General features: G+C 66.8%; 24 protein-coding genes. 15 read left to right on the top strand and 9 right to left on the bottom strand.

All coding sequences use genetic code 11. The features are described from left to right. Positions 1 to 86: 86 nt before the first annotated feature. Positions 87 to 386, bottom strand: a complete 300-nt coding sequence (locus H276_RS0118935; protein WP_019972857.1) for a hypothetical protein — start codon at positions 384 to 386, stop codon at positions 87 to 89. A gap of 413 nt (positions 387 to 799) precedes the next feature. On the opposite strand from H276_RS0118935, the gene H276_RS0118930 reads away from it, so the two are divergent. Then, positions 800 to 1,303 (top strand): NUDIX domain-containing protein, encoded by a 504-nt coding sequence (locus H276_RS0118930; protein ID WP_019972856.1) that lies wholly within the window; start codon positions 800 to 802, stop codon positions 1,301 to 1,303. A 55-nt stretch (positions 1,304 to 1,358) separates the two neighbouring features. On the opposite strand, the gene H276_RS0118925 is transcribed toward H276_RS0118930, so the two are convergent. The 3 genes from H276_RS0118925 to malQ form a co-directional block, all read right to left on the bottom strand. Next, positions 1,359 to 2,768: a serine/threonine-protein kinase gene (locus H276_RS0118925; RefSeq protein ID WP_019972855.1), complete on the bottom strand. Its 1,410-nt coding sequence runs from the start codon at positions 2,766 to 2,768 to the stop codon at positions 1,359 to 1,361. A 97-nt stretch (positions 2,769 to 2,865) separates the two neighbouring features. After that, positions 2,866 to 3,291, bottom strand: coding sequence for a hypothetical protein (locus H276_RS0118920; RefSeq protein ID WP_019972854.1), 426 nt, complete (start codon positions 3,289 to 3,291; stop codon positions 2,866 to 2,868). Between the two features lie 82 nt (positions 3,292 to 3,373). After that, positions 3,374 to 5,503 (bottom strand): 4-alpha-glucanotransferase, encoded by a 2,130-nt coding sequence (malQ, locus tag H276_RS0118915; RefSeq protein ID WP_026357180.1) that lies wholly within the window; start codon positions 5,501 to 5,503, stop codon positions 3,374 to 3,376. A gap of 95 nt (positions 5,504 to 5,598) precedes the next feature. Here malQ and H276_RS23285 point away from each other — a divergent pair, with 95 nt between their 5' ends. Further along, a complete protein-coding gene (locus tag H276_RS23285) occupies positions 5,599 to 6,813 on the top strand; it encodes an MFS transporter (protein WP_019972852.1) in 1,215 nt (404 codons plus the stop codon). On the opposite strand, the gene H276_RS0118905 is transcribed toward H276_RS23285, so the two are convergent. Together H276_RS0118905 and H276_RS0118900 are read right to left on the bottom strand one after the other, a co-directional pair. Beyond that, positions 6,782 to 7,105 carry a multidrug efflux SMR transporter gene (locus H276_RS0118905; RefSeq protein WP_019972851.1) on the bottom strand — a complete coding sequence of 108 codons (324 nt, stop codon included), beginning with the start codon at positions 7,103 to 7,105 and terminating at the stop codon, positions 6,782 to 6,784. The two genes, H276_RS23285 and H276_RS0118905, sit on opposite strands and share 32 nt — an antisense overlap. Continuing rightward, complete coding sequence (locus H276_RS0118900; protein WP_019972850.1) at positions 7,105 to 7,440, bottom strand: multidrug efflux SMR transporter; 336 nt, start codon at positions 7,438 to 7,440, stop codon at positions 7,105 to 7,107. Before H276_RS0118900 ends, H276_RS0118905 begins: the two co-directional genes overlap by 1 nt. Before the next feature lie 114 nt (positions 7,441 to 7,554). Between H276_RS0118900 and H276_RS0118895 the strand changes: the two genes are divergently transcribed. The 7 genes from H276_RS0118895 (at position 7,555) to H276_RS0118865 (ending at position 13,543) form a co-directional block, all read left to right on the top strand. After that, positions 7,555 to 9,117: a carboxylesterase/lipase family protein gene (locus H276_RS0118895; protein ID WP_019972849.1), complete on the top strand. Its 1,563-nt coding sequence runs from the start codon at positions 7,555 to 7,557 to the stop codon at positions 9,115 to 9,117. A gap of 146 nt (positions 9,118 to 9,263) precedes the next feature. Beyond that, the gene (locus tag H276_RS0118890; RefSeq protein WP_019972848.1) at positions 9,264 to 9,869 is read left to right on the top strand and encodes a LysM peptidoglycan-binding domain-containing protein; all 606 of its coding nucleotides are present in this window, start codon (positions 9,264 to 9,266) and stop codon (positions 9,867 to 9,869) included. Between the two features lie 151 nt (positions 9,870 to 10,020). After that, the gene (locus H276_RS0118885; RefSeq protein ID WP_026357179.1) at positions 10,021 to 11,121 is read left to right on the top strand and encodes a catalase family peroxidase; all 1,101 of its coding nucleotides are present in this window, start codon (positions 10,021 to 10,023) and stop codon (positions 11,119 to 11,121) included. Then, on the top strand, positions 11,118 to 11,657 hold the full coding sequence (locus tag H276_RS0118880; RefSeq protein ID WP_036461353.1) for a cytochrome b: 540 nt from the start codon (positions 11,118 to 11,120) through the stop codon (positions 11,655 to 11,657). Before H276_RS0118885 ends, H276_RS0118880 begins: the two co-directional genes overlap by 4 nt. Before the next feature lie 4 nt (positions 11,658 to 11,661). Continuing rightward, on the top strand, positions 11,662 to 12,162 hold the full coding sequence (locus H276_RS0118875; protein WP_019972845.1) for a sigma-70 family RNA polymerase sigma factor: 501 nt from the start codon (positions 11,662 to 11,664) through the stop codon (positions 12,160 to 12,162). Then, complete coding sequence (locus H276_RS23685; RefSeq protein WP_019972844.1) at positions 12,159 to 12,800, top strand: zf-HC2 domain-containing protein; 642 nt, start codon at positions 12,159 to 12,161, stop codon at positions 12,798 to 12,800. The genes H276_RS0118875 and H276_RS23685 overlap by 4 nt, the downstream gene beginning before the upstream one ends. Positions 12,801 to 12,886: 86 nt before the next feature. After that, positions 12,887 to 13,543 carry a hypothetical protein gene (locus H276_RS0118865; protein WP_019972843.1) on the top strand — a complete coding sequence of 219 codons (657 nt, stop codon included), beginning with the start codon at positions 12,887 to 12,889 and terminating at the stop codon, positions 13,541 to 13,543. 18 nt (positions 13,544 to 13,561) lie between these two features. On the opposite strand, the gene H276_RS0118860 is transcribed toward H276_RS0118865, so the two are convergent. Beyond that, complete coding sequence (locus H276_RS0118860) at positions 13,562 to 14,002, bottom strand: nitroreductase/quinone reductase family protein (RefSeq protein WP_019972842.1); 441 nt, start codon at positions 14,000 to 14,002, stop codon at positions 13,562 to 13,564. A gap of 109 nt (positions 14,003 to 14,111) precedes the next feature. On the opposite strand from H276_RS0118860, the gene H276_RS0118855 reads away from it, so the two are divergent. Continuing rightward, positions 14,112 to 14,798 (top strand): TetR/AcrR family transcriptional regulator, encoded by a 687-nt coding sequence (locus tag H276_RS0118855; protein ID WP_019972841.1) that lies wholly within the window; start codon positions 14,112 to 14,114, stop codon positions 14,796 to 14,798. Positions 14,799 to 14,809: 11 nt separating this feature from the next. Here H276_RS0118855 and H276_RS0118850 read toward each other — a convergent pair whose 3' ends face one another. Together H276_RS0118850 and H276_RS0118845 are read right to left on the bottom strand one after the other, a co-directional pair. After that, positions 14,810 to 16,723: an ABC transporter ATP-binding protein/permease gene (locus H276_RS0118850; protein ID WP_019972840.1), complete on the bottom strand. Its 1,914-nt coding sequence runs from the start codon at positions 16,721 to 16,723 to the stop codon at positions 14,810 to 14,812. Positions 16,724 to 16,750: 27 nt separating this feature from the next. Next, entirely contained in the window at positions 16,751 to 18,682 is a 1,932-nt protein-coding gene (locus tag H276_RS0118845; RefSeq protein WP_019972839.1) for an ABC transporter ATP-binding protein/permease, read from the bottom strand. A gap of 71 nt (positions 18,683 to 18,753) precedes the next feature. Between H276_RS0118845 and secA2 the strand changes: the two genes are divergently transcribed. Genes secA2 through H276_RS0118820 form a run of 5 tightly spaced genes read left to right on the top strand, consistent with a single transcriptional unit; the run spans position 18,754 to position 23,917 of the window. Next, entirely contained in the window at positions 18,754 to 21,087 is a 2,334-nt protein-coding gene (secA2, locus tag H276_RS0118840) for an accessory Sec system translocase SecA2 (protein WP_019972838.1), read from the top strand. 9 nt (positions 21,088 to 21,096) lie between these two features. Then, entirely contained in the window at positions 21,097 to 21,726 is a 630-nt protein-coding gene (locus H276_RS0118835; RefSeq protein WP_026357176.1) for a CDP-alcohol phosphatidyltransferase family protein, read from the top strand. A 13-nt stretch (positions 21,727 to 21,739) separates the two neighbouring features. Next, the gene (locus tag H276_RS0118830; RefSeq protein ID WP_019972836.1) at positions 21,740 to 22,660 is read left to right on the top strand and encodes a DUF881 domain-containing protein; all 921 of its coding nucleotides are present in this window, start codon (positions 21,740 to 21,742) and stop codon (positions 22,658 to 22,660) included. Positions 22,661 to 22,683: 23 nt separating this feature from the next. Further along, positions 22,684 to 23,016 (top strand): small basic family protein, encoded by a 333-nt coding sequence (locus H276_RS0118825; protein WP_019972835.1) that lies wholly within the window; start codon positions 22,684 to 22,686, stop codon positions 23,014 to 23,016. A gap of 1 nt (position 23,017) precedes the next feature. Further along, positions 23,018 to 23,917 (top strand): DUF881 domain-containing protein, encoded by a 900-nt coding sequence (locus H276_RS0118820; RefSeq protein ID WP_019972834.1) that lies wholly within the window; start codon positions 23,018 to 23,020, stop codon positions 23,915 to 23,917. Positions 23,918 to 23,925 lie beyond the last annotated feature (8 nt).

Genomic DNA, 23,925 nt, shown 5'->3' with positions numbered 1-23,925 from the left:
TGTGGCAACTCACGGCCGGGCCGCCGAACGCGAAGGAGGGGCGCCCGAATCGGGCACCCCTCCTTGATGTTTGGTTCTGTTTGGCGTTACTTCACGTCCACGTAAACCGTCTTGCCGGTGACGGTGGTTTGCAGATCGCTGCCCGGGCTGCGGTGATCGGTCTGCGAGAACTTCTGGCCCGGCCGTACCGCGACGACGGTGGCCTGGTCCAGCGGTGTCGAGCCGGTCCGGTTGACGATGACGTTGTATCCCTGGGCCTGCAGCTCGGAGATCGTCTGCTGGGCGTTTCCCGGTCCGGCGGGAGCGGCCTGCGCCGGACCGGCGACCCCGATGACGGCCGCAGTGGCCGCGCCAACAAGTGCTGTAGCTAATCCAAACTTCTTCATCTTCTGTGCCTTCTTTCGTTCTTCGGTTATCCGCCGAGTGGGCGACGACCCAGTGCCTGCGGCACTCACGCGCAAACTCTCACTACCTACCGAATTGGTTACACCGGCTTAAACCAGCAGTTCAGCGATTTAATTCCATACGCACAAAAATCTGCTCGGCAGCCGAAAGGGCTGTCGGACGGGTCATCGACCCGCCGGATTGAGACGGCCGTCTCAGTTCATTTCGTGACGTGCGTTACAATGCATCAGCAAAGTGATGGGGGCGATATTCGTCGCGGCAGCCGTGGGAGATCCAACGCCACACCCATCGCCGTGAGTGGCCGAGAACGTCCTCACGCCGATGCCCGTCAGCTGCTGAACCACGGGGCAACACGGTCGGGCGGTGCCGGGCGCGTGCACGTAGGGTGCAGGGAATGCCGAAACTGAGCGCCGGACTGTTGCTGTACCGCATCGCCGAGGGTGGTGTGGAAGTGCTCATCGTCCATCCCGGCGGCCCGTTCTGGGCGCGCAAGGACAATGGAGCCTGGTCGGTCCCCAAAGGGGAGTATGCCGACGGTGAGGATCCGTGGGCGGCGGCCCGGCGTGAGTTCACGGAGGAACTGGGCGCGCCGGCGCCCGACGGGCCCAGATTGGACCTCGCTCCGGTGCGGCAGGCCGGCGGCAAGGTGGTCACCGTGTTCGCGGTGTGCGGCGACTTCGATGCGACCGTTGTCCACAGCAACACCTTCGCGATGGAGTGGCCGAGGGGCTCCGGCAAGCTCAGCGAGTTTCCCGAGATCGACTGCGCCGCATGGCTTCCGGTGGCTGCTGCCCGGGAGAAGCTGTTGGCCGGCCAGCGGCCCCTGCTGGACCAGCTGATGGCCGCCCCGGAGCTGGCCGGTTACCACGAAGGTGACGCAGCGGCCGCGTCTCGATAGCGGTGAGGATCAACGCTCGACCGTGCCAGCGCCAACCGGTCCGCGACGCTGAGGCTTATCGCAGACCGTTACTGCGGCGAATCGACTCACGGCATTCGCGCCGGGTCATACCGGTCTGCTGCATACAGACCCGGACCGGCGACTCCTCGGTGACCGGTAACTGTTCCTCGGTGGGATCGACGGTGATCGTCGGGCTCGGGATATCACCTTGCGTGAGTGACCATATCGACGTACCGGTGGTCTGCAGCGTCGAGCAGTACGCCGTGGCGCCGCCGGCGGTGGTGCCCGTCGCACCCGGGGGCGCGCAGTTGGCGCCGATCACCACGGCGGCCGGGGTGGCCGGAGCCACCGTCGTAACAGTTGTCGTCACGGTCGTCGCGCTGTCGGTGGGCGGTGGCGGTGGGGGAGGTGCGGCCAGAGTGCTCGCCGGCGCGGTGGTTGGGGTGGTGGTCACCGTCGTCTTCGCGATCGGACGCTCGTCGGCGCGCCGGAACTCCACTGTCGCAACGACAATCGCCGCGATCAACAACGTCGCGAGCACCGCGGGCACGAGCACCGCCGGCCGCAGCAGGCGTCGGTGCGGCGCGGCAGCCACCGGCGCCAGACGGGTTCCGTCGACGTCTCCGGCATCGAGCTGATGACGTAGGGCGCGAGCGAAATCCACGCAGCGCTCGAACCGGTCCTTGGGGATCTTGGCCATGGCCTTGGCCAGCACCGGGTCGAGCGGGGCGAGATCGGGGTGGCTTGCGGCCAGTGCCGGCGGAGCGGATGACAGATGCTGACTGATCACCACGGCGGGGTTGGAATTCTCGAACGGCGGCGTGCCGGTCAGAAGATGAAAAGCCGTGGCTGCCAGTGCATATTGGTCGGCCCGTCCATCCAGGTGATGTCCCAGCAGCTGTTCGGGGGCGGCATAGGCCACGGTGCCGACGGTCATGTTGGTCGCGGTGAGCCCGCTGGCCTCGTCGGCATAACGCGCAATACCGAAGTCGGCCAACAGGATCCGCTGTTCGTGGGGAGCTGGTTGGGCGAGCAGGATATTCGCGGGCTTGACGTCGCGGTGCAACAGATCGCGTTGATGGGCGTAGTCGAGCGCCTCGGCCACTGCGGAGATGATCTCGCACACCTGATCCTTGGGCATACCGCTCGGGTGCCGCTCTCGCAGTGCCTTGGCGGCATCGGTGCCGTCGACGTAATCCATCGAGATCCAGAGCTGCCCCTGGTACTCGCCGCGATCGTGGATCGTCACGATGTGCGGATGCCACAGTGACGCGGCGATGTCGGCTTCCCTGTTGAACCGTTCGCGGTACTCGCTGTCGGCGGAGACCGCCGTCGGCAATACCTTCAGCGCATCCTGCCTAGGCAGCCGCGGATGCTGGGCGAGGTACACCTCGCCCATCCCGCCGAACCCCAACAATCGGACAATCGTGTATCCCGCAAACGTCGCACCAGGGGCCAGCGGCATGCGCGGAATAGTACCGTCGCGCCCTACAGATCGAGCGTCAGATGATCACCCTTTCCGGCCCGTGACAGTCAGATCAGGATGTAGCCGGCGTTGCGGATCAGTTCGGGGCCGGGGTTCCCGCACCCGGTGCGCCGGGGACCGGAACCACCGGTGTGGGCGTCACCGTGGTCACGCCGTTGGAGCCCACGTGCGGAGCACCGGGCCCCCCGCCTGAGCTCTGGGTCTCCTGCAGCTGTTCCAACGCGTGCTCGGTGCAGTCCAGCGTCAGCAGCATCCGGCCCTGGGAGGTGACCTTCTGGGCGTCCACGAGGCACTGGGACTGCGGCAATGCGCTACCGAACGACCCGCCGAAGTACGCCTTGACCCCCTGGCTCTTGAGAATCTGCAGCGCCTTCATGTACGGCTCGCCGACGACGTTGACTGCGCCGGCATTGGGCTGCGAGGCCGCGGTGCCCGCGCCGAACAGGGTGATCGCGCCGGCGGCGGCGAGTCCACCACCGAGCACAAGAAGCTGCTTGTTCACGTCAAATCTCCGAACGTTCGGGTTGAGCTGCGAACATATCGCAGCTGTGACGATTGTGAAACCGTTGCAGCGCCGCCTGGTGTTACAAACGCGACTGCACCAGCGCCGCCATCAGGTCGCTGAGCGCCGCCGCCCGGGTATTGCCGAACACGTCTTCCACGAATAGGCGACGGCCGTCGGGGCCACCGAGCGGGACGCGCCAGTTGGGGTATTCGTCAGTGGTGCCTGGCTGATTTTGCGTGCGGAATTCGCCTACCGCGTCGGCCAGCGACAACGTCAACAATTTGGACGGGGTCAGCCCCAGATAGCGGTACAGCGCTGTCACGATCTCTTCGGGACCGGCCTCGACGTCAAGTAGACCGATCCGGCGCAGTTCGGCGAACCACGCATCCTGCGCGGCCCGGTCCTCGGCCAGCTCGACCTCGATAGGCCGCGTGAGCAGGCCGAGTTCCTGCCGTAGCCGCACGTGTTCGCCGGCCAGATACCCGGCGGTCGGCGGCAGGTCATGCGTCGTGACCGAGGACAGGCAGTACTCGCGCCAGCGTTCGGCGGACAGCGGCGCGCCGCTGTCGTCGCCCTCGAACCACAGGATGGAGGTGCCGAACAGGCCGCGGTCGCGCAGATAATGGCGCACCCACGGCTCTACGGTGCCGAGGTCCTCGCCGACGATGACAGCCCCGGCACGGTGCGCCTCCAGCGCGATGATGCCGATCATCGCGTCGTGGTCATAGCGCACATAGGTGCCCTCCGTGGGGGCTGCTCCCTTGGGGATCCACCACAGCCGGAACATGCCGATGATGTGGTCGATGCGCAGGCCACCCGCGTGCCGTAACGCCATGGAGACCAGCGCGCGGAACGGTTCGTAGGCATCCTCGGCGAGCCGGTCCGGCCGCCAGGGCGGCTGCGACCAGTCCTGACCGAGCTGGTTGAACTCGTCGGGCGGTGCGCCCGCCGTGACGCCCAGCGCCAGCACGTCCTGCAGGGCCCAGGCGTCGGCACCGTCGGGGTCGACGCCCACCGCCAGATCACCCATGATTCCCAGCGCCATCCCGGCCTGCATCGCGGTGGCCTGGGCGGCGGTCAGCTGGCAGTCGAGCTGCCATTGCAGCCAGCGGTGGAAATCGACGATTGCGGGATTGGCGGTCGCGAACGCTGCGACCTCGGGGTTACGCGGGTGCTGCAACTCGATGGGCCAGTTGTGCCAGTCGCGCCCGTGTTTTTCGGTCAGCGCGCACCAGATTGCGAAATCGTCGAGCGCGCGCCCTTCCCTGGCCCGGTACGCGGTGTAGGCCAGCTCGCGGCCGGCCGACCGGGGTACGCGATACACCTGTTTCAGCGCGGCCGATTTGGCCTCCCACGCGCTGTTGCGATCGATCAGCTCGCGGCGGCGGGCCCGCTCGGCGACGTTTGCCTGCAGTTTGCGGATGCGGCCGCGGTGGCGCGCGGCGGCGTACTCGGGGATGGCTTCGACCCGTAGGTACAACGGGTTGACGAAGCGGCGTGATGTGGGCAGGTACGGCGACGGCTCCATCGGCGGAGTCGGTGCGGCTGCGTGCAACGGGTTGACCAGGATGAAATCGGCGTCATGGGCAGCGGCTGACCACACAGCAAGGTCGGTCAGATCGGTGAGATCGCCGGCGCCCCAGGAGTTCTGCGACGAGACGCTGTACAGCTGCACCGAGACCCCCCAGCCGCGCCGGTCACCGAGCCGGGGTGGCAGGGTCAGTGCGGCAGGGGAGATCACCACGGGTGTTTCGGTGTGGAAGTCCCCGAGCGTGAGGTGCAGTCGGTGATAACCAAGCGGAAGATCGGCCGGTAGTTCGAAGGTTGCCTCGCCGACCAGCCGGTCACCGAGATCGAACGGGGGGCGATTGTTCTCCAGTTGGCGTAGCCCGGTTCGCGTGCTGCCGTCCTCCAGTCGCAGCGTCACGTCGACAGGGTCGCCATGGGTCACATGGACCCAGAATGCCGTAGACCATCCTGCTCGGCCGATGACGATCGGCGGCAGCGGACGCTGCCAATAGCCGCGCTCGTGAGCGCTCAACGCGGCGGCACGGTCCTGTTCGGTCCCGGCCGCCACCCCCAACGCCTCCAGCACCGCCACCAGCGTCGATTCGGACACCGTGGTCCAGTGTCCGATCCAGTCGTTGTACTCGGTGGCGACGCCGTAGCGCCGGGCGAGCTCCACGAGGGTCTGCGGCAATCCAGTCATGGTGCCATCTTGGTGCATGGTGCCATCTCGGTTGCCCACAGCATCGGCCATCAGTTGGTGTCTACCGTCGGCTGACGGGCGGTATCGTCGCCGCAGTGGTTTCGGGACAGGTCGATTCGGCCCCACTGCTACGGGCGCGCGTCGCCGTCGCGTCGCTGTTCTTGACCAACGGGGCGATCTTCGCCAATCTGGTTCCTCACTATCCGCAGATCAAGGCCGACCTGCAATTGAGCAACGCCGCCTACGGCGCCACCGTCGCGGCGTTCTCGGCAGGTGCGCTGGTCGCCGGCCTGGCCGCGGGCGCGCTGATCCGGCGCTACCGGTCGGCCCGGGTCGCCGTGGTCGCCACGATCGGGCTGGCCGGTCTCGTCGTCGTCGCCGCGATCACCGACAGCGCCGCCGTGCTCACCGGGGCGCTGTTCCTGGCCGGAGCCTGCGACGCGATCACCGATGTGGCCCAGAACGCCCACGGCCTGCGGGTGCAGCGCGGCTATGGCCGGTCCATCATCAACTCGTTCCATGCGGTGTGGGCGGTCGGCGCGATACTCGGGGGACTGACCGGCGCCGCGGTGATCGCCCTCGGTGTGCCGCGCGGCGTCCACCTCACGGTGGTCGCGGTGGTGGTCTGCGCAGTGGTCCTGGTCGCTGACCGCTTCCTGCTTTCAGGGCCTGATCATGAGGATCACCCCGCCGCGCCGGCCCGGCCGGTAACGCGGCCGGGCACCGGCGTCTACCTGGCCCTGCTGGCGCTGGTCGTGATCGCCATCGCAGGGGCGACCGTGGAGGATTCCGGAAGCTCCTGGGCCACGCTCTACCTGCGGGACACCCTGCAGGCGCCCTCGGCTGTCGCCCCGTTCGGTTACATCGCGGTGGTCGGATTCATGTTCGTGGGCCGTCTGTTCGGGGACCGGTTGGTCGACCGGTTCGGCGAGCGCTCCGTGGCGCGCGCCGGCGGCCTCGTCACGACTGCGGGAATGGGCGCTGCGCTCGCGTTCCCCAGCGTGCCCGCGACGATTGCAGGTTTCGCGGCTGCCGGGCTGGGGGTGGCCACCCTGATCCCCGCCGCCATGCACGGTGCCGACCAGTTGCCCGGATTGCGGCCGGGCACTGGACTGACGGCGGTGACATGGCTGATGCGGGTGGGGTTCTTCGGTGCGCCGTTGCTGGTCGGAGTCGTCGCCGATGCCGCCGGACTACGCGCCGGCCTGCTCATCGTGCCGGTGGCCGGCGTGCTGGTGATGGCGCTGGCAGGGGCGTTGGGCAGCAGTCACGACGTACTCAGTGTGCCGCACCGGCCAGCTCGATCGTGAACACACCCGACACGATGAGCGCGATGCCGATCATCATGACGGGCGTGAGGGCCTCGTGGAACAAGAACCTGGCAGCGACGGCGACCAGGGCCACGCCACATGCGGTCCAGATGCCGTAGGCGATGCCGACGGGGATGCCCAACGACAACGCTAACCACAACAGGGTGAAGGACACCACGTACCCGAGCGACACCGGCAAGATCCAGGCCTTGCGGCGAAAACCATCCGATGCCCGCAGCGCCAGGGTTGCCAACACCTCGCACAGAATCGCGCCGCTCAGCACCACCCACATCATCGCTGCGCGTCCTCTGCCGGTGATCCCAGCTCCACGAGCAGCACCCCGGCGATGATCAGGCCGATGCCCGCCGCGATCGGCCAGGTGAACGGATCACCGAACAAGGCCGCGGCGAGGACCGCAGTGGTGGCGGTGCCCAGCGCACCCCAGACGCCGTAGGCCACGCCGATCGCCATGCCCGCCCGCAGCACCATGGTCAGTAGCGCGAACGCACCGAGGTAGCCGACGACCACCACGAATATCCAGGCCGCATGGTCTTGGGAGGCTCGTAGTGACAGGGTGGCCGCGACTTCGGCGGCGATCGCCGCGACCAGCAACGCCCACGTCCGCACCGCACCAACCTAGCGAAAGGTCGGTGTCCTGGACGACGAGACCCAGTCGGGGCGGCCGGCGCGGCTGCGTAACGTGGGGGAGTTGGCAGTCGTCGCACCATCGAGGAGCCGGTCATGTCCGAACCTACCGTTGCCGCCGACGGCCCGGTGGTCGACACTACTTACGGGCCGGTACGCGGAACCGATGACCGAACGGTCAAGGCGTGGCAGGGAATTCGATACGCCGCCGCCCCGGTGGGCGAGTTGCGTTGGCGCGCACCCGAACCGCCCCGGCCATGGCGGGAAATCGCCGATGCCACCACGGTGGGCCCGGTCTGCCCGCAACCCGTCGATCCGCGGATTCCGATCGATCTCGGTGGGCCCCAGGCCGAGGACAGCCTGGTGCTCAACGTCTGGGCGCCTGCGGGTGCCGAGCCGGGTGACGGTAAACCGGTGATGGTGTGGGCCCATGGCGGGGCGTACGTGCTGGGCTCGGCCAGTCAACCGCTGTACCGGGGCCAGATGCTGGCTGCCGAGGGCGATGTGGTCGTTGTCACCGTCAACTACCGGCTGGGTGCCTTCGGGTTCCTCGACCTGACCGAATTGAGCACAGCCGGTATACGTTTCGACACCAATCTGGGTCTGCGCGATGTGCTGTGCGCCCTACGCTGGGTGCGCGACAACATCGCCGCATTCGGTGGCGACCCGGACCGGGTCACCCTGTTCGGTGAATCCGCAGGCGGTGGCATCGTCACCACGCTGCTGGCCAGCCCGGCTGCCGCGGGTCTGTTCAACGCGGCGATCGCCCAGAGTTCCCCGGTCACTTCGATCTATGACGCCGAACGGTCCCGCCGGGTGGCACGTGAGGTCCTCGACGGACTGGGCATCGCCCCCGACGATGCCGGACTGATGGCGCAGGTGCCGGTTTCAGCCGTGCTCTCGGTATCCCGGCGGGTGTTCAACTCGGTGCCGGAGCAGGTGCCGGGAACGTTGGCATTCGCTCCTATCGTCGACGGCGACGTGGTGCCGGACTATCCGGTAAACCGGGCGCGCGAGGGCCGCACCCATCCGGTGCCGTTGATCATCGGGACCAACAAGCACGAGGCCGCGTTGTTCCGCTGGATGAAGTCGCCGCTGATGCCGATCACCCCGGAAGCGATCCGGGCGATGTTCGACGGTATCGCCGCCGAGCAGCCCGGATTGTCGCTGCCGACGGAGGCCCAGATCGCTGCTGCATATTCTGGCCTGCGTACCAAGGCCCGCGGCATGGGCGTGGCCCGCGACATCGGATTTCGGATGCCGTCACTATGGTTCGCCGACGGGCACAGTGCCGTGGCACCCGTCTATTTCTACCGATTCGACTTCGCCACCCCGATGTTGCGGCTACTGGGACTCGGTGCCGCACACGCCACCGAGCTGCCCTTCGTGTGGGGCAATCTGGTTGCCGGCCCCAAGGACCCGACATTCAAGCTGGGTGGGCTCAAGCACGGTCGGGCGGTGTCGGAGCGCATGCGCCGCCGCTGGACCAACTTCGCGGCCACCGGGACACCAGACAGTGCGCCCGGTGAGCCGGTGTGGCGCCGGTACCGCCGCGACGACCATGCCGTGCTGTTGATCGACAAGCAGGACAGGACCGTGACCGATCTGGACCGGGAGCTACGCACGGCCTGGGGCGACGAGGTGCTCAACTTCCGCTGAAGCGCGATGTCGCGACGTCACCGGGAGTTAGCCTGCCGTTTCGAATTGCGGCGAGCATAAGGCCCCACAAATAAATCCAAGATCAGTAAGCTGACCCGCAGCCGGACTCGATCCGGCCGGCCGGGTAGAGAGAATAGGGGATCTGAGTGGGAGACACACTGACCGAAGGGCAGAAGCTCGAGAAGGGCGGATCGCTCACTTCCAACAACGGTGCCTACACTCTGACGTTGCAGGATGACGGCAACCTGGTGCTGTACGCGCGCGACCAGGCGGTTTGGTCGACGGAGACCAACGGACAGGATGTCGTTCGCGCCGAGGTGCAGTCCGACGGTAACTTCGTCCTCTACACGTCGGCGAAGCCCGTGTGGCACACCGACACCAAGGGCAAGAAGAACGTGAAGCTCGTCCTTCAGGACGACCGCAACCTGGTGCTCTACGCCGGTGACGGGCCGGCCTGGTCGTCGAAGACGGAAACCACCGAGCCGCCACCGCCGGCCCCCGAGGCCGCCGCGCCCGAGCCGGTAGTCGAGCCGGCCGCGGCTGAAGTGCCGGCACCCGCACCGGAACCCGAACCCGCCGCACCGCCACCGGCCCCCGAGCGGCGCACCTACACGGTGGAGTCGGGTGACACGCTGTGGGCGATCGCCGAGCGCTTCTACGGCGACGGCAACCGCTATCAGGAGATCGCGGACGCCAGCGGCGTCTCCAACCCCGACCTGATCCAGCCGGGCCAGGTCCTGACGATTCCCTAACCTCACCACGCACACCCCAACGGCCCGGACGGCAGCGTCCGGGCCGTTGTCGATTTTCGATCAAGACGGCGGCCGGTCGGTTGTGAACCTCTGGCGCCCGGCGAGCGTAATCCCATGAGTACATACCCCATATTGCAGAGGTAGGTGTTCTGTGGATCGGAGATCGATCGTTCCTTCGTCGTGGCGCGGCGCGTCGGTAACCCGGCGCAGCGTCATGGTGGGGATCGCGGCGGCCGGCGGATTTCTGTCCGCCGACCTGGGCGCGGTGCTCTACGCTCGTGGCCCGTTCGGATCGGAACGGCGACTGACCCCGCAGGCGTTCGTCGACGCCTTTCACCGGGTCGCCGGGATCCATCCCGGCTATCGCCTCAACCATGCCAAGGGGGTTGCGGTCAGCGGATACTTCGACAGCAACGGCGCGGGCGCCGAAGTGACCAAGGCCGCAGTCTTCCGGGCGGGCCGCACTGCGCTGGTCGGCCGGTTCTCCGTGCCCGGGGGCAACCCCACGGTTTCCGACACCGTGGCCGCCCCGCGCGGCCTCGGCCTGGCGATCGGGTACCCCGAAGGTCTGCAGTGGCGCACCGCCATGCTGAATATTCCGGTATTCCAAGACAATTCGGTGCAGGGTTTCCACGACCGGTTGCTCGCCGCCAAACCGGTGCCCGGTACCGGCACACCCGATCCCACGGTCATGGCGCGCTTTCTGGCCGACCATCCCGAAACCGCGACTGCGATGTCGGTGATCAAACAGCAGCCGCCCACCTCCGGTTTCGCCGACAGTACTTTCCGGGGGCTCCACGCCTTCTACTTCGTCAACGCGGACGGCGACCGCACACCCGTGCGATGGTCGCTGCGGCCGCTGCAACAGGTCAAACCACCCCCTTCCGCACCGAGCGGTCCGAACTGGTTGTTCGACAACGTCATTCGTGACATTCGGGCCGAACCGCTGCGCTGGCGTCTGCTGCTGACGATCGGTGCGCCCGCGGACGATGTGCGTGACGCCACCATTGCATGGCCGGCCGAGCGGCGCACAATCGACTCCGGGACGGTGGTGCTCGACGCGATCGCGACGGAGTCGGCAGGCAACGCCCGCGACGTCAATTTCGATCCCATGGTGCTGCCGGGCGGGATCGAGCCCTCGGAGGACCCGCTGCTGCCGGCACGCTCGGCGGTGTACGCGGCGTCGTTTCGCCGCCGCGCCGGTGTCACCGGAGCCGCCCCGCAGGTCGAGGTCGAGGAGGTGGCGCAATGACAGTGGCTACTCGCTCCCGCTACGCGCCGCGCACCCGCGTGCTGCACTGGTTGGCCGCAGTGCTGGTGTTCAGCACGCTGATCCTCGGATTCGTTCTGGCCAACTCACTTGCGGGCTACCCGGAGCTGCTGGGCGTGCACAAGGTGCTGGGTGCACTGGTGTTCGTGGTGTTCGTGTTCCGCGTGATCAACCGGCTCAACGATCGCGGGCCTGCTCTCCCTGCGACGGTCGGGCGGGTCGAGCGGGTAGCGGTCATCGGTTCCGAACTCGGCATGTACCTGCTGCTGTTGGCGCAGCCGTTGCTGGGCTGGGCGATGGTGTCGGCGAGCGGGGTTCCCGTGGTGGTGGGTGGGGTGCTTCGGCTGCCACCGATCGTCCCCGCGGACGCCGAACTGTTCGGCCTGCTTCGCAACGGCCACTCAGTGCTGGCGTATGCCCTGGTCGTGATGATCGCGGCGCACGTGTCGGCGGTGCTTTTGCACACGCTGGCCCTGCGCGATGGCATGCTGCGGAGAATGAGTTTTGGGTCGGAGTGAACCCGTGCCGAACCACGATCGGCTCCTGACCATGCTGTACACGATGCACGGCGAGGCGGTTCGGCGCTTCGTCGCCGGCCATGTCGTCGATGTACAGCACCGTGAGGACATCGTGCAAGAGACGTTCGCGCGGGCCTGGAAGAACATCGACCAGATCGACGCCGACGACGGCAACCCGAGATCGTTCCTGTTCACGGTTGCCCGCAACGTCATCGTCGATCAATGGCGGCGCAGGTCCCGGCGGGGCGAGGTGCTTGTCGACACCGATATCGCGTTGCCCAGCGCCGATGCCGTCAACAAGTCCTTGGAGCGGATCGTCATCGGTGAATCCTTGCAACGGTTGTCGCCCGAACACCGCGCGGTGATCAAGGCGCTGTACTTCGATGATCTGACTCTTGTCGAAGCGGCGGAAAGGCTCAATGTCGCTGTGGGTACCGTGAAGTCACGCAGTTACTACGCAGTGCGTGTACTGCGAGCGGCGTTCGATGAGATGGGGCTGCTGTGATCGACGAACCTCATGTTCTGCTGGGCGCCTACATCCTCGGTGGCCTCGACGCCGAAGAACGTGGGCGGTTCGAGGTCCACCTCAAGGAATGCGCACAGTGCCGCGCCGAAGCTGCGGGTTTCGCTCCGCTGCCTGCGCTGCTGAGCAAGATCGACCCGGCGGATCTGGATACCGAACCCGACGATGGCCGGGCGCTGCTCGACATGCTCGCCGCACGACGTGCGGCGGCGACCCGCCGTCGCCGTCGCCGCCGCCGGGTGGCGGTGGCCGCGTGCGCCGCGGTGCTGGCGGCCCTCGCATTGGTGTTGGTCATCCCGCGCGGTACCACCACCCCTGCGGGTACCGGCACGTTTGCGATGCACTCAGTCATCGCCGCAGGAGCTTCCGGGTCGGTGACCCTGACGCCCAAGCCGTGGGGGACCGCCATCGTGCTCGACCTCAAGCAGTTGCCGGCCGCCGGTGTGTTCACGCTGCGCACCATGGATGACAGCGGGCAGATGCAACCGGCCGCCACCTGGGCGGCAATGCCGACCGGGGCAGGGATTGTGCAAGGGGCGACGTCGATTCCGATGCCGAAGCTGCGAAAGCTCAACATCGTCGACGCCGACGACACCGTCCTGGCGACAGTGGAGCGCTGAAACCCTGCGTACCGGTACCCTGAAAACCCTTACGAGCACATGACGATCGGAGGCCGACCGTGCGCCAGCCGTGGCTTAGGGTAGGGGTGGTTTCGGCGGCCGCGGTGTTGGGGCTGCTGACGGGCCAGCAGCCGGTGGCGGGTGCCACCCCGGGGGTGCTGGTGTATCCGGGCATGGAGATTCGGCAGGGCGACACGGTGTGCACGGTGGGCTTCGTGGATCCCGATGCCCGCGTGGCGTTTACGGCGGGGCACTGCCGGGGCGGCGGGGCGGTGACGGACCGGGACGGCAACCCGATCGGCCGGCAGATCCTGTTCGAGGACAACACGCCCGACGGCGCCACGATCGATACCAACCACGAGATCTCGGATTGGGAGACCATCCAGCTCGACGGTGACGTCGCGCCGAACGACATCCTGCCGGGCGGACGAATACTGGTGGAGGACGGCGGAATTGTCCCGACGCCGGGGCTGGCGGTATGCCATTTCGGCGTGGTCACCGGTGAGAGCTGTGGCAGCATCGAGGCGGTCAACAATGGCTGGTTCACCATGGCGCACGGCATCGTCAGCCAGAAGGGCGATTCGGGCGGCCCGGTGTACGTCGTCACACCGGATGGGCGGGCCGCCATCGTCGGGGTGTTCAACAGCACCTGGGGGCAGTTCCCGGCCGCGGTGTCATGGCAGAACGCCAGTGGCCAGGCTCGCGGCGTGGTGCAGGCCTCCGGTCAGGTCGATGGTCACTGAGCCGCCTGGGCTACAGCGTTAGTCGAGCAGTTCGAAGATCGGGATGGCCGGGGCTGCGGCCCACAGTTCGACATCCGATGACTGCGGTGTCAACCCGGCCATGTGGCCTTTGACCTCCCAGTACCACCGCGCGAGATAGTTGCGCAGCAGTGCGGGCTTGGCCTCGTCGGGAACCTCGGTGAGCCGGCGCGTCGAACTGCGCCGGCGAGCACCGATCTCGACCTCGCCCGCCGCCCGGGCATTGCGGGCCCACTGAGTTTCACCGCGAGGTGACACCAGGAAATCCCTGTCGTCCACCGACATCAGGTTCACCACCACCGTGCGGGTCTGCCCTGTGCGCCGGCCTCGCACGCGCAGGACGGTGGTGCCGGCGATGCTGACACCGGCCTTGGCGAGCCGGAGGATCAGGTTGTTGCCGGTACGGGCCAGCAGGCCCGGTGCGTCGTATCGCTCGGTCATCGTCGGCCTCCTACAAGTCATAAAACAGAGCAGTGCTCTCGAATAGCAGCGTGGCATGATCGGGGCGATAATTCAAGAGCGCCGATCTCGGTTGTGGCAGACTACTGCCGTGGGCAAACGGCAGGAGAGCCGGCGGCGCATTGAGGCGGCTATTGTCGAGATCGGCAGGAGGCACCTGGTCACCGAAGGTGCGGCCGGACTGTCCTTGCGGGCCGTCGCGCGCGAGCTCGGCATGGTGTCTTCGGCGATCTACCGCTACGTTGCCGACCGCGATGACTTGCTCACGCTGCTGGTGGTCGACGCTTATTCCGAACTCGCCGACGCAGTCGATCAGGCCGCGGCCGGGCTTTCTGTCGAATCAGACTGGCGGACGAGGCTGTCGGAAATGGCATATGCGGTCCGTCGGTGGGCGATCGATCAGCCCGCACGCTGGGCGCTGCTGTACGGGAGCCCGGTGCCCGGATACCATGCACCGGCCGAGCGTACGGTCGGGCCGGGGACCCGGGTGGCGGCTGCCCTGTTCTCGGCGGTGGCCGAAGGAGTTGCCGCTGGAGCCGTCGGGGAATCGGGATACGCTGTAGCGCAACCACTTTCGAGCGATTTCGACCGCTTGCGCGCGGAGTTCGACTTTCCCGGCGGCGATGGTGCGCTGGCGAAGTGCTTCCTGCTGTGGGCGGCGCTGGTCGGTGCGGTGAGCCTTGAGGTGTTCGGTCAGTACGGTGCCGACACCCTCACGAACCCAAGGCTGGTGTTCGAGGTTCAGATCCGTCTGCTGGTCGACGTGTTGGCTACATGATGCGGCCGAAACTAGGCAGGAGTGCCAAGTTCGGTGAGCTGCCAACGGCCGTCGCCAAGCAGCTCGAGACGCCGGTCGTGATGCTGTTCGACGGTGTCGCGGTGGCTGACGCTCACCACGATCGTGTCCGGCAACCGGCTGCGCAACGCCGTGTACATCGCGAATTCCTGGCCGGCATCGAGCGCCGAGGTCGACTCGTCGAGGAACACCGCCCGCGGCTCGGCCAGCAGCACGCGGGCGAATGCGACGCGTTGTTGTTCGCCGGGGGAGAGCACCTTCGACCAGTCCGACTCCTCGTCCAGTCGAGATACCAAATGCCCCATCGAGACTGTCGCCAAGGCGTCCCGGATGGCGTCGTCGCCGTACGCCCCGCTCGCCGCCGGGTAGCTGACCACGGTGCGTAGGTCGCCGAGTGGGGCATAGGGCAATTGGGACACGAACATCACCCGGCGATCGTCGGGAAACCGGACCGTTCCCGAGCCGAACGGCCACAGCTGCGCGAGGGTGCGCAGCAGCGTGGTCTTGCCGGTTCCGGACGGGCCGGTGATCACCAGGGCCTCGCCGGTTGCCAGTCGCAGATCGAGGTCGTCCAGCAGGAGCTGACCGGCCGGTGAGCGCACCTCGACAGCGTCGATCTCAAGCGTGCCGTCGACGCTGGACGCACCCGCCAATCTCGGTAGCGTCCTTGCCTGTTCGTTCGCGGTGACCAGTCCGTCGAGCCGGATGATCGCGGCGCGGTAGCCGGCGAATGCGTCGTAGACGGCCCGAAAGAAGCTCAACGAACTCTGCACCGAGCCGAAAGCCCCCGCCGATTGCATGACGTCGCCCAGCCTGAGTTCTCCGGCGAACAACCGCGGGGCCTGCACGATCAGCGGCAGCGGGGAGATGATCTGGCTGATCGAGCGATTCCAACCGAGGAAAGCCACGCCGCGGCGGACCAGCCTGCGGTAGTTGGCGATGATCCGCGCGAAGCGCAGCGAGAGCGCGCCGCGCTCGGTGTGTTCGCCGCGGTAGAAGCTCACCGCTTCGGCGGCGTCACGGATGCGCACGAGCGCGTACCGGAATGCGGCATTGGTGAGCTCGTTGCGGAAAGTCAGCCGGATGATGGGCCGGCCGATCCAGAACGCCACCACGGTCGTGACCGCGACCCACACCAGCGCGATCCAGAACAATGCCTTGGGTACCGTCACACCCAGAATCGTCAGCGGCCCGGCGAGATTCCACAGGATCGGAGTGAACGCGACCACCGAGACGACGGAGTTCACCGAACCGAACAGCAGCGTCTGGGCGGTTCCGACGGTCGGGGTGTTGGTCTCCGGCCCCGTCCCGGTGGTGAACACGTCGATGTCCTGCTGGATGCGCTGATCCGGGTTGTCGACGAGATCGCCGCCGAACGACGGCAGGAAACGGGCGCGGTAGTAGGCGCGATCACCGAACCAGTCGCCGGTGAGATGGTCGGTGAGCCACACCCGCCAGCGAATGATGAAGTACTGCATCAGATACAGGTCGAGCAACGTGCGGGTGATGTCGGCCGCGACCAGCAGCGCGAAGATCATGATCGAGCGCCAGAACCCGCTGACACCGGAGTTGCGGACCGCGTCGTCACCCGCGGCGGCGCCCTCGAAGGCGACCTGCAAAGCCGAGGACTGGTCGTTGGCGTAGTAACTGAACAGCACGTCCATCCGCACTGAGATGAGTATCGACAGCAGCAGCACCGACAGCAGCATCCAGGGCGTAATGCTCTGGCGCCCGGTGAAATACCCACCGGTGATCCGCCAGAACTGGCGGCCCCACGTGGTGGTCCGCGCCAGCACGGCAAGGACGGCCAACGTCACCACGGCGCCGACGACCCACGCCTTGGCAACCCACAGCACCGACGCGAGGATCTCGTTGCCCCAGTCCAGCGTCGGGGTGAACATCTCCATGCCGGGAAGGTACCGGCGGACAGGCTGCTACTGGTCTACCAACGCGGGATTGCGAGCGGAGTTCTCATCGGTTTCGCCGAGCCGCCAACGCCCTTCGCCGAGCAGCTCGAGGTGCTGCTCATGGTGCTGGCCGACCGTGCTGCGGTGCGTGACACTGACCAGGATGGTGTCCGGCAAGTGTTTGCGAACCAATCCATAAAGCATGTATTCCAGGCCCTCGTCGAGTGCCGAGGTGGCCTCGTCCATGAAGACCGCCCTGGGTTTGGTCAGCAGCACGCGGGCGAACGCGATGCGCTGCTGTTCGCCCGGTGAGAGCACCTTGGCCCAGTCGGCCACCTCGGACAGGCGTTTGACGCATTGCGGCAGCGCGACCTGTTCGAAGACCCAGTGCAATGTCTCGTCGGGAATCTCACCCGGCTTCTTCGGATAGGACACGACGGCGCGCAGATCGCCGAGCGGCACGTAGGGCAGCTGGCACAGGAACATCGTCTCCTCGACACCCTGCGGGCAGCGGAACGTGCCGGTGGCATACGGCCACAACTGGGCCAGCGAACGCAGCAGAGAGGTCTTGCCCGCGCCGGACTTGCCGGTGACGATCAGGGTGTCGCCCGCGTGCAGGCGCAGGTCGAGGTCCTCGATCAACGTCTCGCCGGTAGGCGTGTTGATGTGGACATCCTCGAGTTCGACCAGGCAGTCGTCGCCCGCCTCGACCGTGAGCTCGGGCAGCGCCCGGCTTTCCGCGTTGGCCACGACCAGGCCGTGCAGACGCATGATCGACGCACGCCAACCGGCAAAGCCGTCGTAGTTGTTCCGGAAGAACGACAGACCACCCTGGATGCTGCCGAACGCCGACGACGTCTGCGAGATGTCGCCGAGCTTGATCTGCCCGGCGAACATCCGCGGGGCCTGAATGATCCACGGGAGCGGAACGATGATCTGCGAAATCGACAGGTTCCAGCCGTAGAACTTGACCGACCGGTTGATGAAGCGCTTGTAGTTGGCCACCACCGGGGAGAACCGTTGCCGCAGCTGCAGCCGTTCGGCCACCTCGCCGCGGTAGAACGCCACAGCCTCGGCCGCGTCGCGCAGCCGGACCAGCGCATATCGGAAGGCGGCGTTGAATCGCTCGTTGTTGAAGGTCAGGCGGATCAATGGGCGGCCGACCCAGAACGCCACGACACTGGCGAGCAGGACGTAGACGATACCGATCCAGAACATCGCCCTGGGCAACGTGAACCCGAAGATCGTCAGCGGACCGGACAGGTTCCAGAGGATGACGGTGAACGAGCCCACACTCACGATGGCGTCGATGGCGCCGAACAGCAATGTGCTCTGGGTGAAGGTGTTGGGATTGCTGGGCAACGGGCCGATCCCGTTGGTGAAGATGTCGATGTCGGACTGGATACGCTGGTCCGGGTTGTCGATGCTGTCGTCGATGAACCGACTGCGGTAGTAGGCCCTGCCGTTGAGCCAGTCGCCGGTGAGTCGGTCGGTCAGCCACGCGCGCCACCTCAGCGTGAAGCGTTGCATCAGGAAGAGGTCCAGCATCACGCGGACCACGTGGATGGTGGCGAGAACGGCGAAATGGATGAGGGCCCACCAGAAGCCGTGGATCCCGGACTCCTTGACCGCCTGATTGCCTGCGCCGATCCCCTCGAAGGCCGTTTGCGCAGAAGACATCAGATCGTTGCCGTAGTAGCTCATCAGCACATCGATGCGCACGCCGCCGACGACCGAGACCAGCAGGACCGCGAGCCATACCCAGACCGTGACGCTGGGCCGGCCCGTGAAGTAGGCGCCGGTGATGCGCCACCACTGCCGACCCCATGTCGTGAACCGCCCGAGTAACACCAGCACGATCAGGGTTGGTATCGCCGTGTACACCCATACCGTGGCAATCCACGTTAGTGACGCGCCCCACTCGTTGCCCCAGTCGAGTGACGGGGTGAACATCTCCATGCGGGCAAGGTACTCCGCGGCGCTGCCACGGGCGTGGACGACGCGGACCGGCGGCCGCGTAACGTGAACGTGTGCCGAAGACGTCCAGCGCCAAACCGGGGCGCTTGAGCAGCAAGTTCTGGAAGCTACTGGGTGCCACCACCGAGCGCAACGAGGCCCGCTCGCTCACGGAGGTAAAAGGCGCCGACAAGTTCGAGGAGAAGGCCGCCGGCCTCGACGACGAGCAGCTGACCAAGGCCGCCAAGCTGCTGCAGCTGGAGGACCTGGCCGCGGCCGCTGACATTCCGCAGTTCCTGGCCATCGCCCGCGAGGCCGCCGAACGAGCCACCGGGCTGCGGCCCTTTGACGTGCAGTTGCTGGCCGCGCTGCGCATGCTGGCCGGTGACGTCGTCGAGATGGCGACCGGCGAGGGCAAGACCCTGTCCGGCGCGATCGCCGCGGCCGGTTACGCCATCGGCGGGCGCAATGTGCACGTCATCACCATCAACGACTACCTGGCCAAGCGCGACGCGGAATGGATGAGTCCGCTGCTGGAGGCGCTGGGGCTGACGGTCGGCTGGATCACCGAGGATTCGACGGCCGAGGAGCGCCGCGCGGCCTACGAGTGCGATGTCACCTATGCGTCGGTCAACGAGATCGGCTTCGACGTCCTGCGTGATCAGCTGGTCACCGACGTCGCCGATCTGGTGTCGCCAAACCCCGATGTCGCGCTCATCGACGAGGCCGACTCGGTGCTGGTCGACGAGGCGCTGGTGCCGCTCGTGCTGGCGGGTACGAGCCACCGCGAGCAGCCCCGGGTCGAGGTCATCCGACTGGTCGGCGAACTCACCGCAGGCACTGACTACGACACCGACGACGACAACCGCAACGTGCACCTCACCGACACCGGGGCCCGCAAGTTGGAAGCCCGACTGGGCAACATCGACCTGTACTCCGAGGAGCATGTCGGCACCACGCTCACCGAGGTCAACGTGGCGCTGCACGCACACGTGCTGCTGCAGCGCGATGTGCACTACATCGTGCGCGACAACGCGGTGCACCTCATCAACGCCTCGCGTGGCCGCATCGCCTCGCTACAGCGATGGCCCGACGGGTTGCAGGCCGCGGTTGAGGCCAAGGAGGGCATCGAGACCACCGAGACCGGTGAGGTGCTCGACACCATCACCGTCCAGGCACTGGTCAACCGCTATCCGACCGTGTGCGGCATGACCGGCACCGCGCTCGCTGCCGGCGAGCAGCTGCGCCAGTTCTACAAGCTCGGCGTGTCGCCGATCCCGTCGAACATGCCCAACATCCGTGCGGACGAAACCGACCGGGTGTACATCACCGCCGCGGCCAAGACCGACGCGATCGTCGAGCACATCGCCGAGGTGCACGCGACCGGACAACCCGTCTTGGTCGGCACCCACGATGTCGCCGAATCCGAAGAGCTGCACGAGAAGCTGGTCAAAGCCGGGGTTCCCGCCGTGGTTCTCAACGCAAAGAACGACGCCGAGGAGGCCGCGGTGATCGCCGAGGCCGGAAAGCTCGGATCGGTCACGGTGTCCACCCAGATGGCCGGACGCGGTACCGACATTCGGTTGGGCGGCTCCGATGAATCCAGCCACGATGAAGTGGCCGAACTCGGCGGTCTGCACGTGGTCGGTACCGGTCGACACCACACCGAGCGGCTGGATAATCAGCTGCGCGGCCGCGCCGGCCGCCAGGGTGACCCCGGCTCGTCGGTGTTCTTCTCCAGCTGGGAAGACGACGTGGTGGCCGCCCACCTGGACAGCGGCAAACTACCGACCGAGACGGACGAGAACGGCCGGATCGTCAATCCCAAGGCTGCCGGGCTGCTCGACCACGCGCAGCGCGTGGCGGAGGGCCGGCTACTGGACGTGCACGCCAACACCTGGCGCTACAACCAGCTGATCGCCCAGCAGCGCGCCATCATCGTGGACCGGCGCGACACCTTGCTACGCACCGAGACCGCGCGTGACGAGCTCCGGGAACGTTCGCCGGAACGCTACGACAGTCTGGTCGAGGTTCTCGGCGAGGACGCCGAGGCCAAGCTGGTCAAGATCTGCCGGCTGATCATGCTGTATCACCTGGACCGCGGCTGGTGCGAGCATCTTGCCTACCTTGCCGATATCCGCGAGAGCATCCACCTGAGGGCTTTGGGGAGGCAGAACCCGCTCGACGAGTTCCACCGGATGGCCGTGGACGCGTTCGCCTCGCTGGCCGCCGACGCCATCGAGGCGGCCCAGCAGACCTTCGACACCGCGGACTCGATCGAGGACGAACCCGGCGTCGATCTGTCCAAACTGGCACGGCCCACCTCGACGTGGACCTACATGGTTCACGACAACCCGCTCAACGACGACACCATGTCTGCACTGAGCCTGCCCGGGGTGTTCCGCTAAGTTTTAGCCATGGACAACGCGCCTGCTCCCCAGGGCAGGAGCGCGGCTTCCGACGCGACCGCGGTGCCGGACCGGATAGTGACTGTGCCCAACGCGCTCAGCGTGCTGCGGCTGGTGCTGGTGCCGGTGTTCCTGTGGCTGCTGTTCGGCGCCCACGCGAACGCATGGGCGGTCGCGGTGCTGATGTTCAGCGGGTTCTCGGACTGGGCCGACGGCAAGATCGCCCGCCTGATGGCCAACCAATCCTCGCGGCTGGGTGAGCTGCTCGATCCACTTGTGGACCGGATCTACATGGTGACCGTCCCGCTGGCGCTCGCGCTGTATGGCGTGGTGCCGTGGTGGTTCGTGGCCACGTTGATCGGACGCGATCTGGTGTTGGCTGCCACCTTGCCGGTGATACGCAGCCGCGGGCTCGCCGCCCTGTCGGTGACCTACATCGGCAAGGCTGCCACGTTCGCGCTGATGTCGGGGTTTCCTCTGGTTCTGTTCGGACAGTGGGATGCGTTGTGGAGCAAGGTGATTCTGTACTGCGGCTGGGCGTTCCTGATCTGGGGCATGGCGCTGTATCTGTGGTCGGCGGTGCTGTATCTCATTCAGGTGGTGTTGGTGGTGCGCCACCTCCCTAGGTTGCCGCGATGAGCCGAGAGCGCCCATGAGCACTTCTGGAGGCAGCGAACTCGGGGGCTACGCCTCAGGCGCCGGGCTGAACACCCACGACGCCGACGCGCCGGTGCGTATCCCGGTGCCTTCACTGCTGCGGTCGTTGTTGTCAGAGCATCTGGACCCCGGCTATGCCGCGGCGGCCGCCGCCCGGGAGGCGGGTGCGAAACCGCGGCGCCGGCTCGGCGAATGGGCCTGGCAAGTGCTGGCTGCGCTGGCGATTGCCACCGTCTTCGCGGTCGCGGCCGCACAGGCCCAGATCACGGCGCCGGCCGCCCGAGAGGCCCAGCACACCCTGGCCGGCCGAGTGCGGGCGGTGGAGGCCGCGACGCGACACGCCAGTGCTGCGCGGGATGCGCTGACGGATCGAGTGGATGCCGAGCGACACGCCAAACTGGGTATGGACGAGAACGGCCGACAGTTGCTCAGCGATCTCGACACGGCCAATATCGTGGCCGCCGCAACACCGATGATCGGTCCGGGCCTGACCGTCACAGTGACCGATCCGGGCATGTCGAAGGACCTCAGCGACGTGTCCAAGCAGCGGGTGGCGGGCAGCCAGCAGGTGATCCTCGACCGTGACCTGCAACTCGTGGTCAATTCGCTGTGGGTCAGTGGCGCCGAGGCCATTGCGGTCGGCGGCGTGCGGATCGGTGCAGGAGTCACCATCCGGCAGGCCGGCGGTGGGATCCTGGTCGACAATCAGCCGATCACCAGTCCGTATGCCATCGTGGCCATTGGCCCGCCGCACGGGATGGCCGACACCTTCAACCGCAGCCCCGGGCTGCAACGGCTGCGGTTGCTGGAGACCTCGTACGGTGTCGAGGTCAGCGTGAGCGCCGGTGACGGCCTCAGTGTGCCGGCGGTGCCGGTGCGGGATGTCAACTTCGCCAAGCAGATTGGACGGCCTTGAGATACACAGGATTGACCGGGTAGATGATCGGAATCGCCGCACTTGTCGTCGGGATCGTGTTGGGTCTGGTGTTTCATCCCAACGTGCCTGAGTTCGTCGAGCCCTACCTGCCGATCGCCGTCGTCGCGGCGCTTGATGCGGTGTTCGGTGGGCTGCGCGCCTACCTGGAACGCATCTTCGACTCCAAGGTGTTCGTCATCTCGTTCGTCTTCAACGTGCTGGTCGCGGCGTTGATCGTGTATGTCGGTGACCAGTTGGGGGTGGGCACCCAGCTGTCGACGGCGATCATCGTCGTGCTGGGCATCCGGATCTTCGGCAACGCTGCCGCGTTGCGCCGCAGGCTGTTCGGCGCCTGACATGAGTGAAGCCGAGCACCCGAAGGACGCTGAGTTGCCCGCCCGCCCGCCTGCGGCGGCTCATGCTCCGGCCGGCGAGAATGCGTCCCAGGATGTCACGGAAACCGGCCAGCACAAGGCGGAGCACCACGGCAGGCACGAGATGCCGAACGACACGCCGCGCAACCGGTGGGCGAATCTGGCCGTCGTGCGCCGAGGCCGCTCCCAGTTGATGTTTGGCGCGCTCGGGCTGCTGCTGTGCGTATTGCTCGGCGTGGCGATCGTCACCCAGGTCCGGCAAAACGATTCGGGTGATTCTCTGGAGACCGCACGTCCGGCCGACCTGTTGATCCTGCTGGATTCTCTGCAGCAGCGTGAGGCATCGCTGAATACGGAGGTGGCCGATCTGCAGCGGACGCTGCAACAGCTCCAGGCGTCGGGCAGCAGCGATCAGGCCGCGATCGAGAACGCCCAAGCCCGCTTGGCCGCCCTGTCCATCCAGATCGGCACGGTCGGGGCGACGGGCCCTGGCGTGACCCTGACCATCGACGACACCGCGCCGGGGGTGTCGGCCGAGACCATGCTCGATGTCATCAACGAACTGCGCGCGGCCGGCGCCGAGGCCATCGAGATCCGTGGCGGTGGGGCAGATCAGCAAAGTGCTGTACGCGTCGGCGTCGACACGTGGGTGGTCGGCACACCCGGCCGGCTCACGATCGACAACGTCGCTCTGCAGCCGCCCTATTCGGTTCTGGCGATTGGCGATCCTCCCACGCTCGCAGCGGCGATGAACATTCCCGGCGGCGCGATGGACAGTATCAAGCGGGTTGGCGGGACGATGGTGGTACAACAAGCCGAGCGGGTCGACGTGACCGCCTTGCGGCAACCGAAACCACGCCAATACGCTCAGCCCGTCAAGTGAGCTTCCGA

The sequence above is a fragment of the Mycobacterium sp. 141 genome (assembly GCF_000382405.1).
Classification (GTDB): domain Bacteria; phylum Actinomycetota; class Actinomycetes; order Mycobacteriales; family Mycobacteriaceae; genus Mycobacterium.
Note: the sequence above shows the minus strand (reverse complement) of the source record. Positions and strands in the feature narration are given on the sequence as shown.

What these genes read in the sequence shown, in the direction of transcription:
- H276_RS0118850 (WP_019972840.1), bottom strand. Translation starts at nt 16,723, where the DNA reads ATGGAGATGTTCACCCCGACGCTGGACTGGGGCAACGAGATCCTCGCG.
- H276_RS0118825 (WP_019972835.1), top strand. Translation starts at nt 22,684, where the DNA reads ATGATCGGAATCGCCGCACTTGTCGTCGGGATCGTGTTGGGTCTGGTG.
- malQ (WP_026357180.1), bottom strand. Translation starts at nt 5,503, where the DNA reads ATGACTGGATTGCCGCAGACCCTCGTGGAGCTCGCCCGGCGCTACGGC.
- H276_RS0118925 (WP_019972855.1), bottom strand. Translation starts at nt 2,768, where the DNA reads ATGCCGCTGGCCCCTGGTGCGACGTTTGCGGGATACACGATTGTCCGA.
- H276_RS0118820 (WP_019972834.1), top strand. Translation starts at nt 23,018, where the DNA reads ATGAGTGAAGCCGAGCACCCGAAGGACGCTGAGTTGCCCGCCCGCCCG.
- H276_RS0118935 (WP_019972857.1), bottom strand. Translation starts at nt 386, where the DNA reads ATGAAGAAGTTTGGATTAGCTACAGCACTTGTTGGCGCGGCCACTGCG.
- H276_RS0118860 (WP_019972842.1), bottom strand. Translation starts at nt 14,002, where the DNA reads ATGACCGAGCGATACGACGCACCGGGCCTGCTGGCCCGTACCGGCAAC.
- H276_RS0118845 (WP_019972839.1), bottom strand. Translation starts at nt 18,682, where the DNA reads ATGGAGATGTTCACCCCGTCACTCGACTGGGGCAACGAGTGGGGCGCG.
- H276_RS0118895 (WP_019972849.1), top strand. Translation starts at nt 7,555, where the DNA reads ATGTCCGAACCTACCGTTGCCGCCGACGGCCCGGTGGTCGACACTACT.
- H276_RS0118830 (WP_019972836.1), top strand. Translation starts at nt 21,740, where the DNA reads ATGAGCACTTCTGGAGGCAGCGAACTCGGGGGCTACGCCTCAGGCGCC.
- H276_RS0118835 (WP_026357176.1), top strand. Translation starts at nt 21,097, where the DNA reads ATGGACAACGCGCCTGCTCCCCAGGGCAGGAGCGCGGCTTCCGACGCG.
- H276_RS0118930 (WP_019972856.1), top strand. Translation starts at nt 800, where the DNA reads ATGCCGAAACTGAGCGCCGGACTGTTGCTGTACCGCATCGCCGAGGGT.
- H276_RS0118905 (WP_019972851.1), bottom strand. Translation starts at nt 7,105, where the DNA reads ATGTGGGTGGTGCTGAGCGGCGCGATTCTGTGCGAGGTGTTGGCAACC.
- H276_RS0118880 (WP_036461353.1), top strand. Translation starts at nt 11,118, where the DNA reads ATGACAGTGGCTACTCGCTCCCGCTACGCGCCGCGCACCCGCGTGCTG.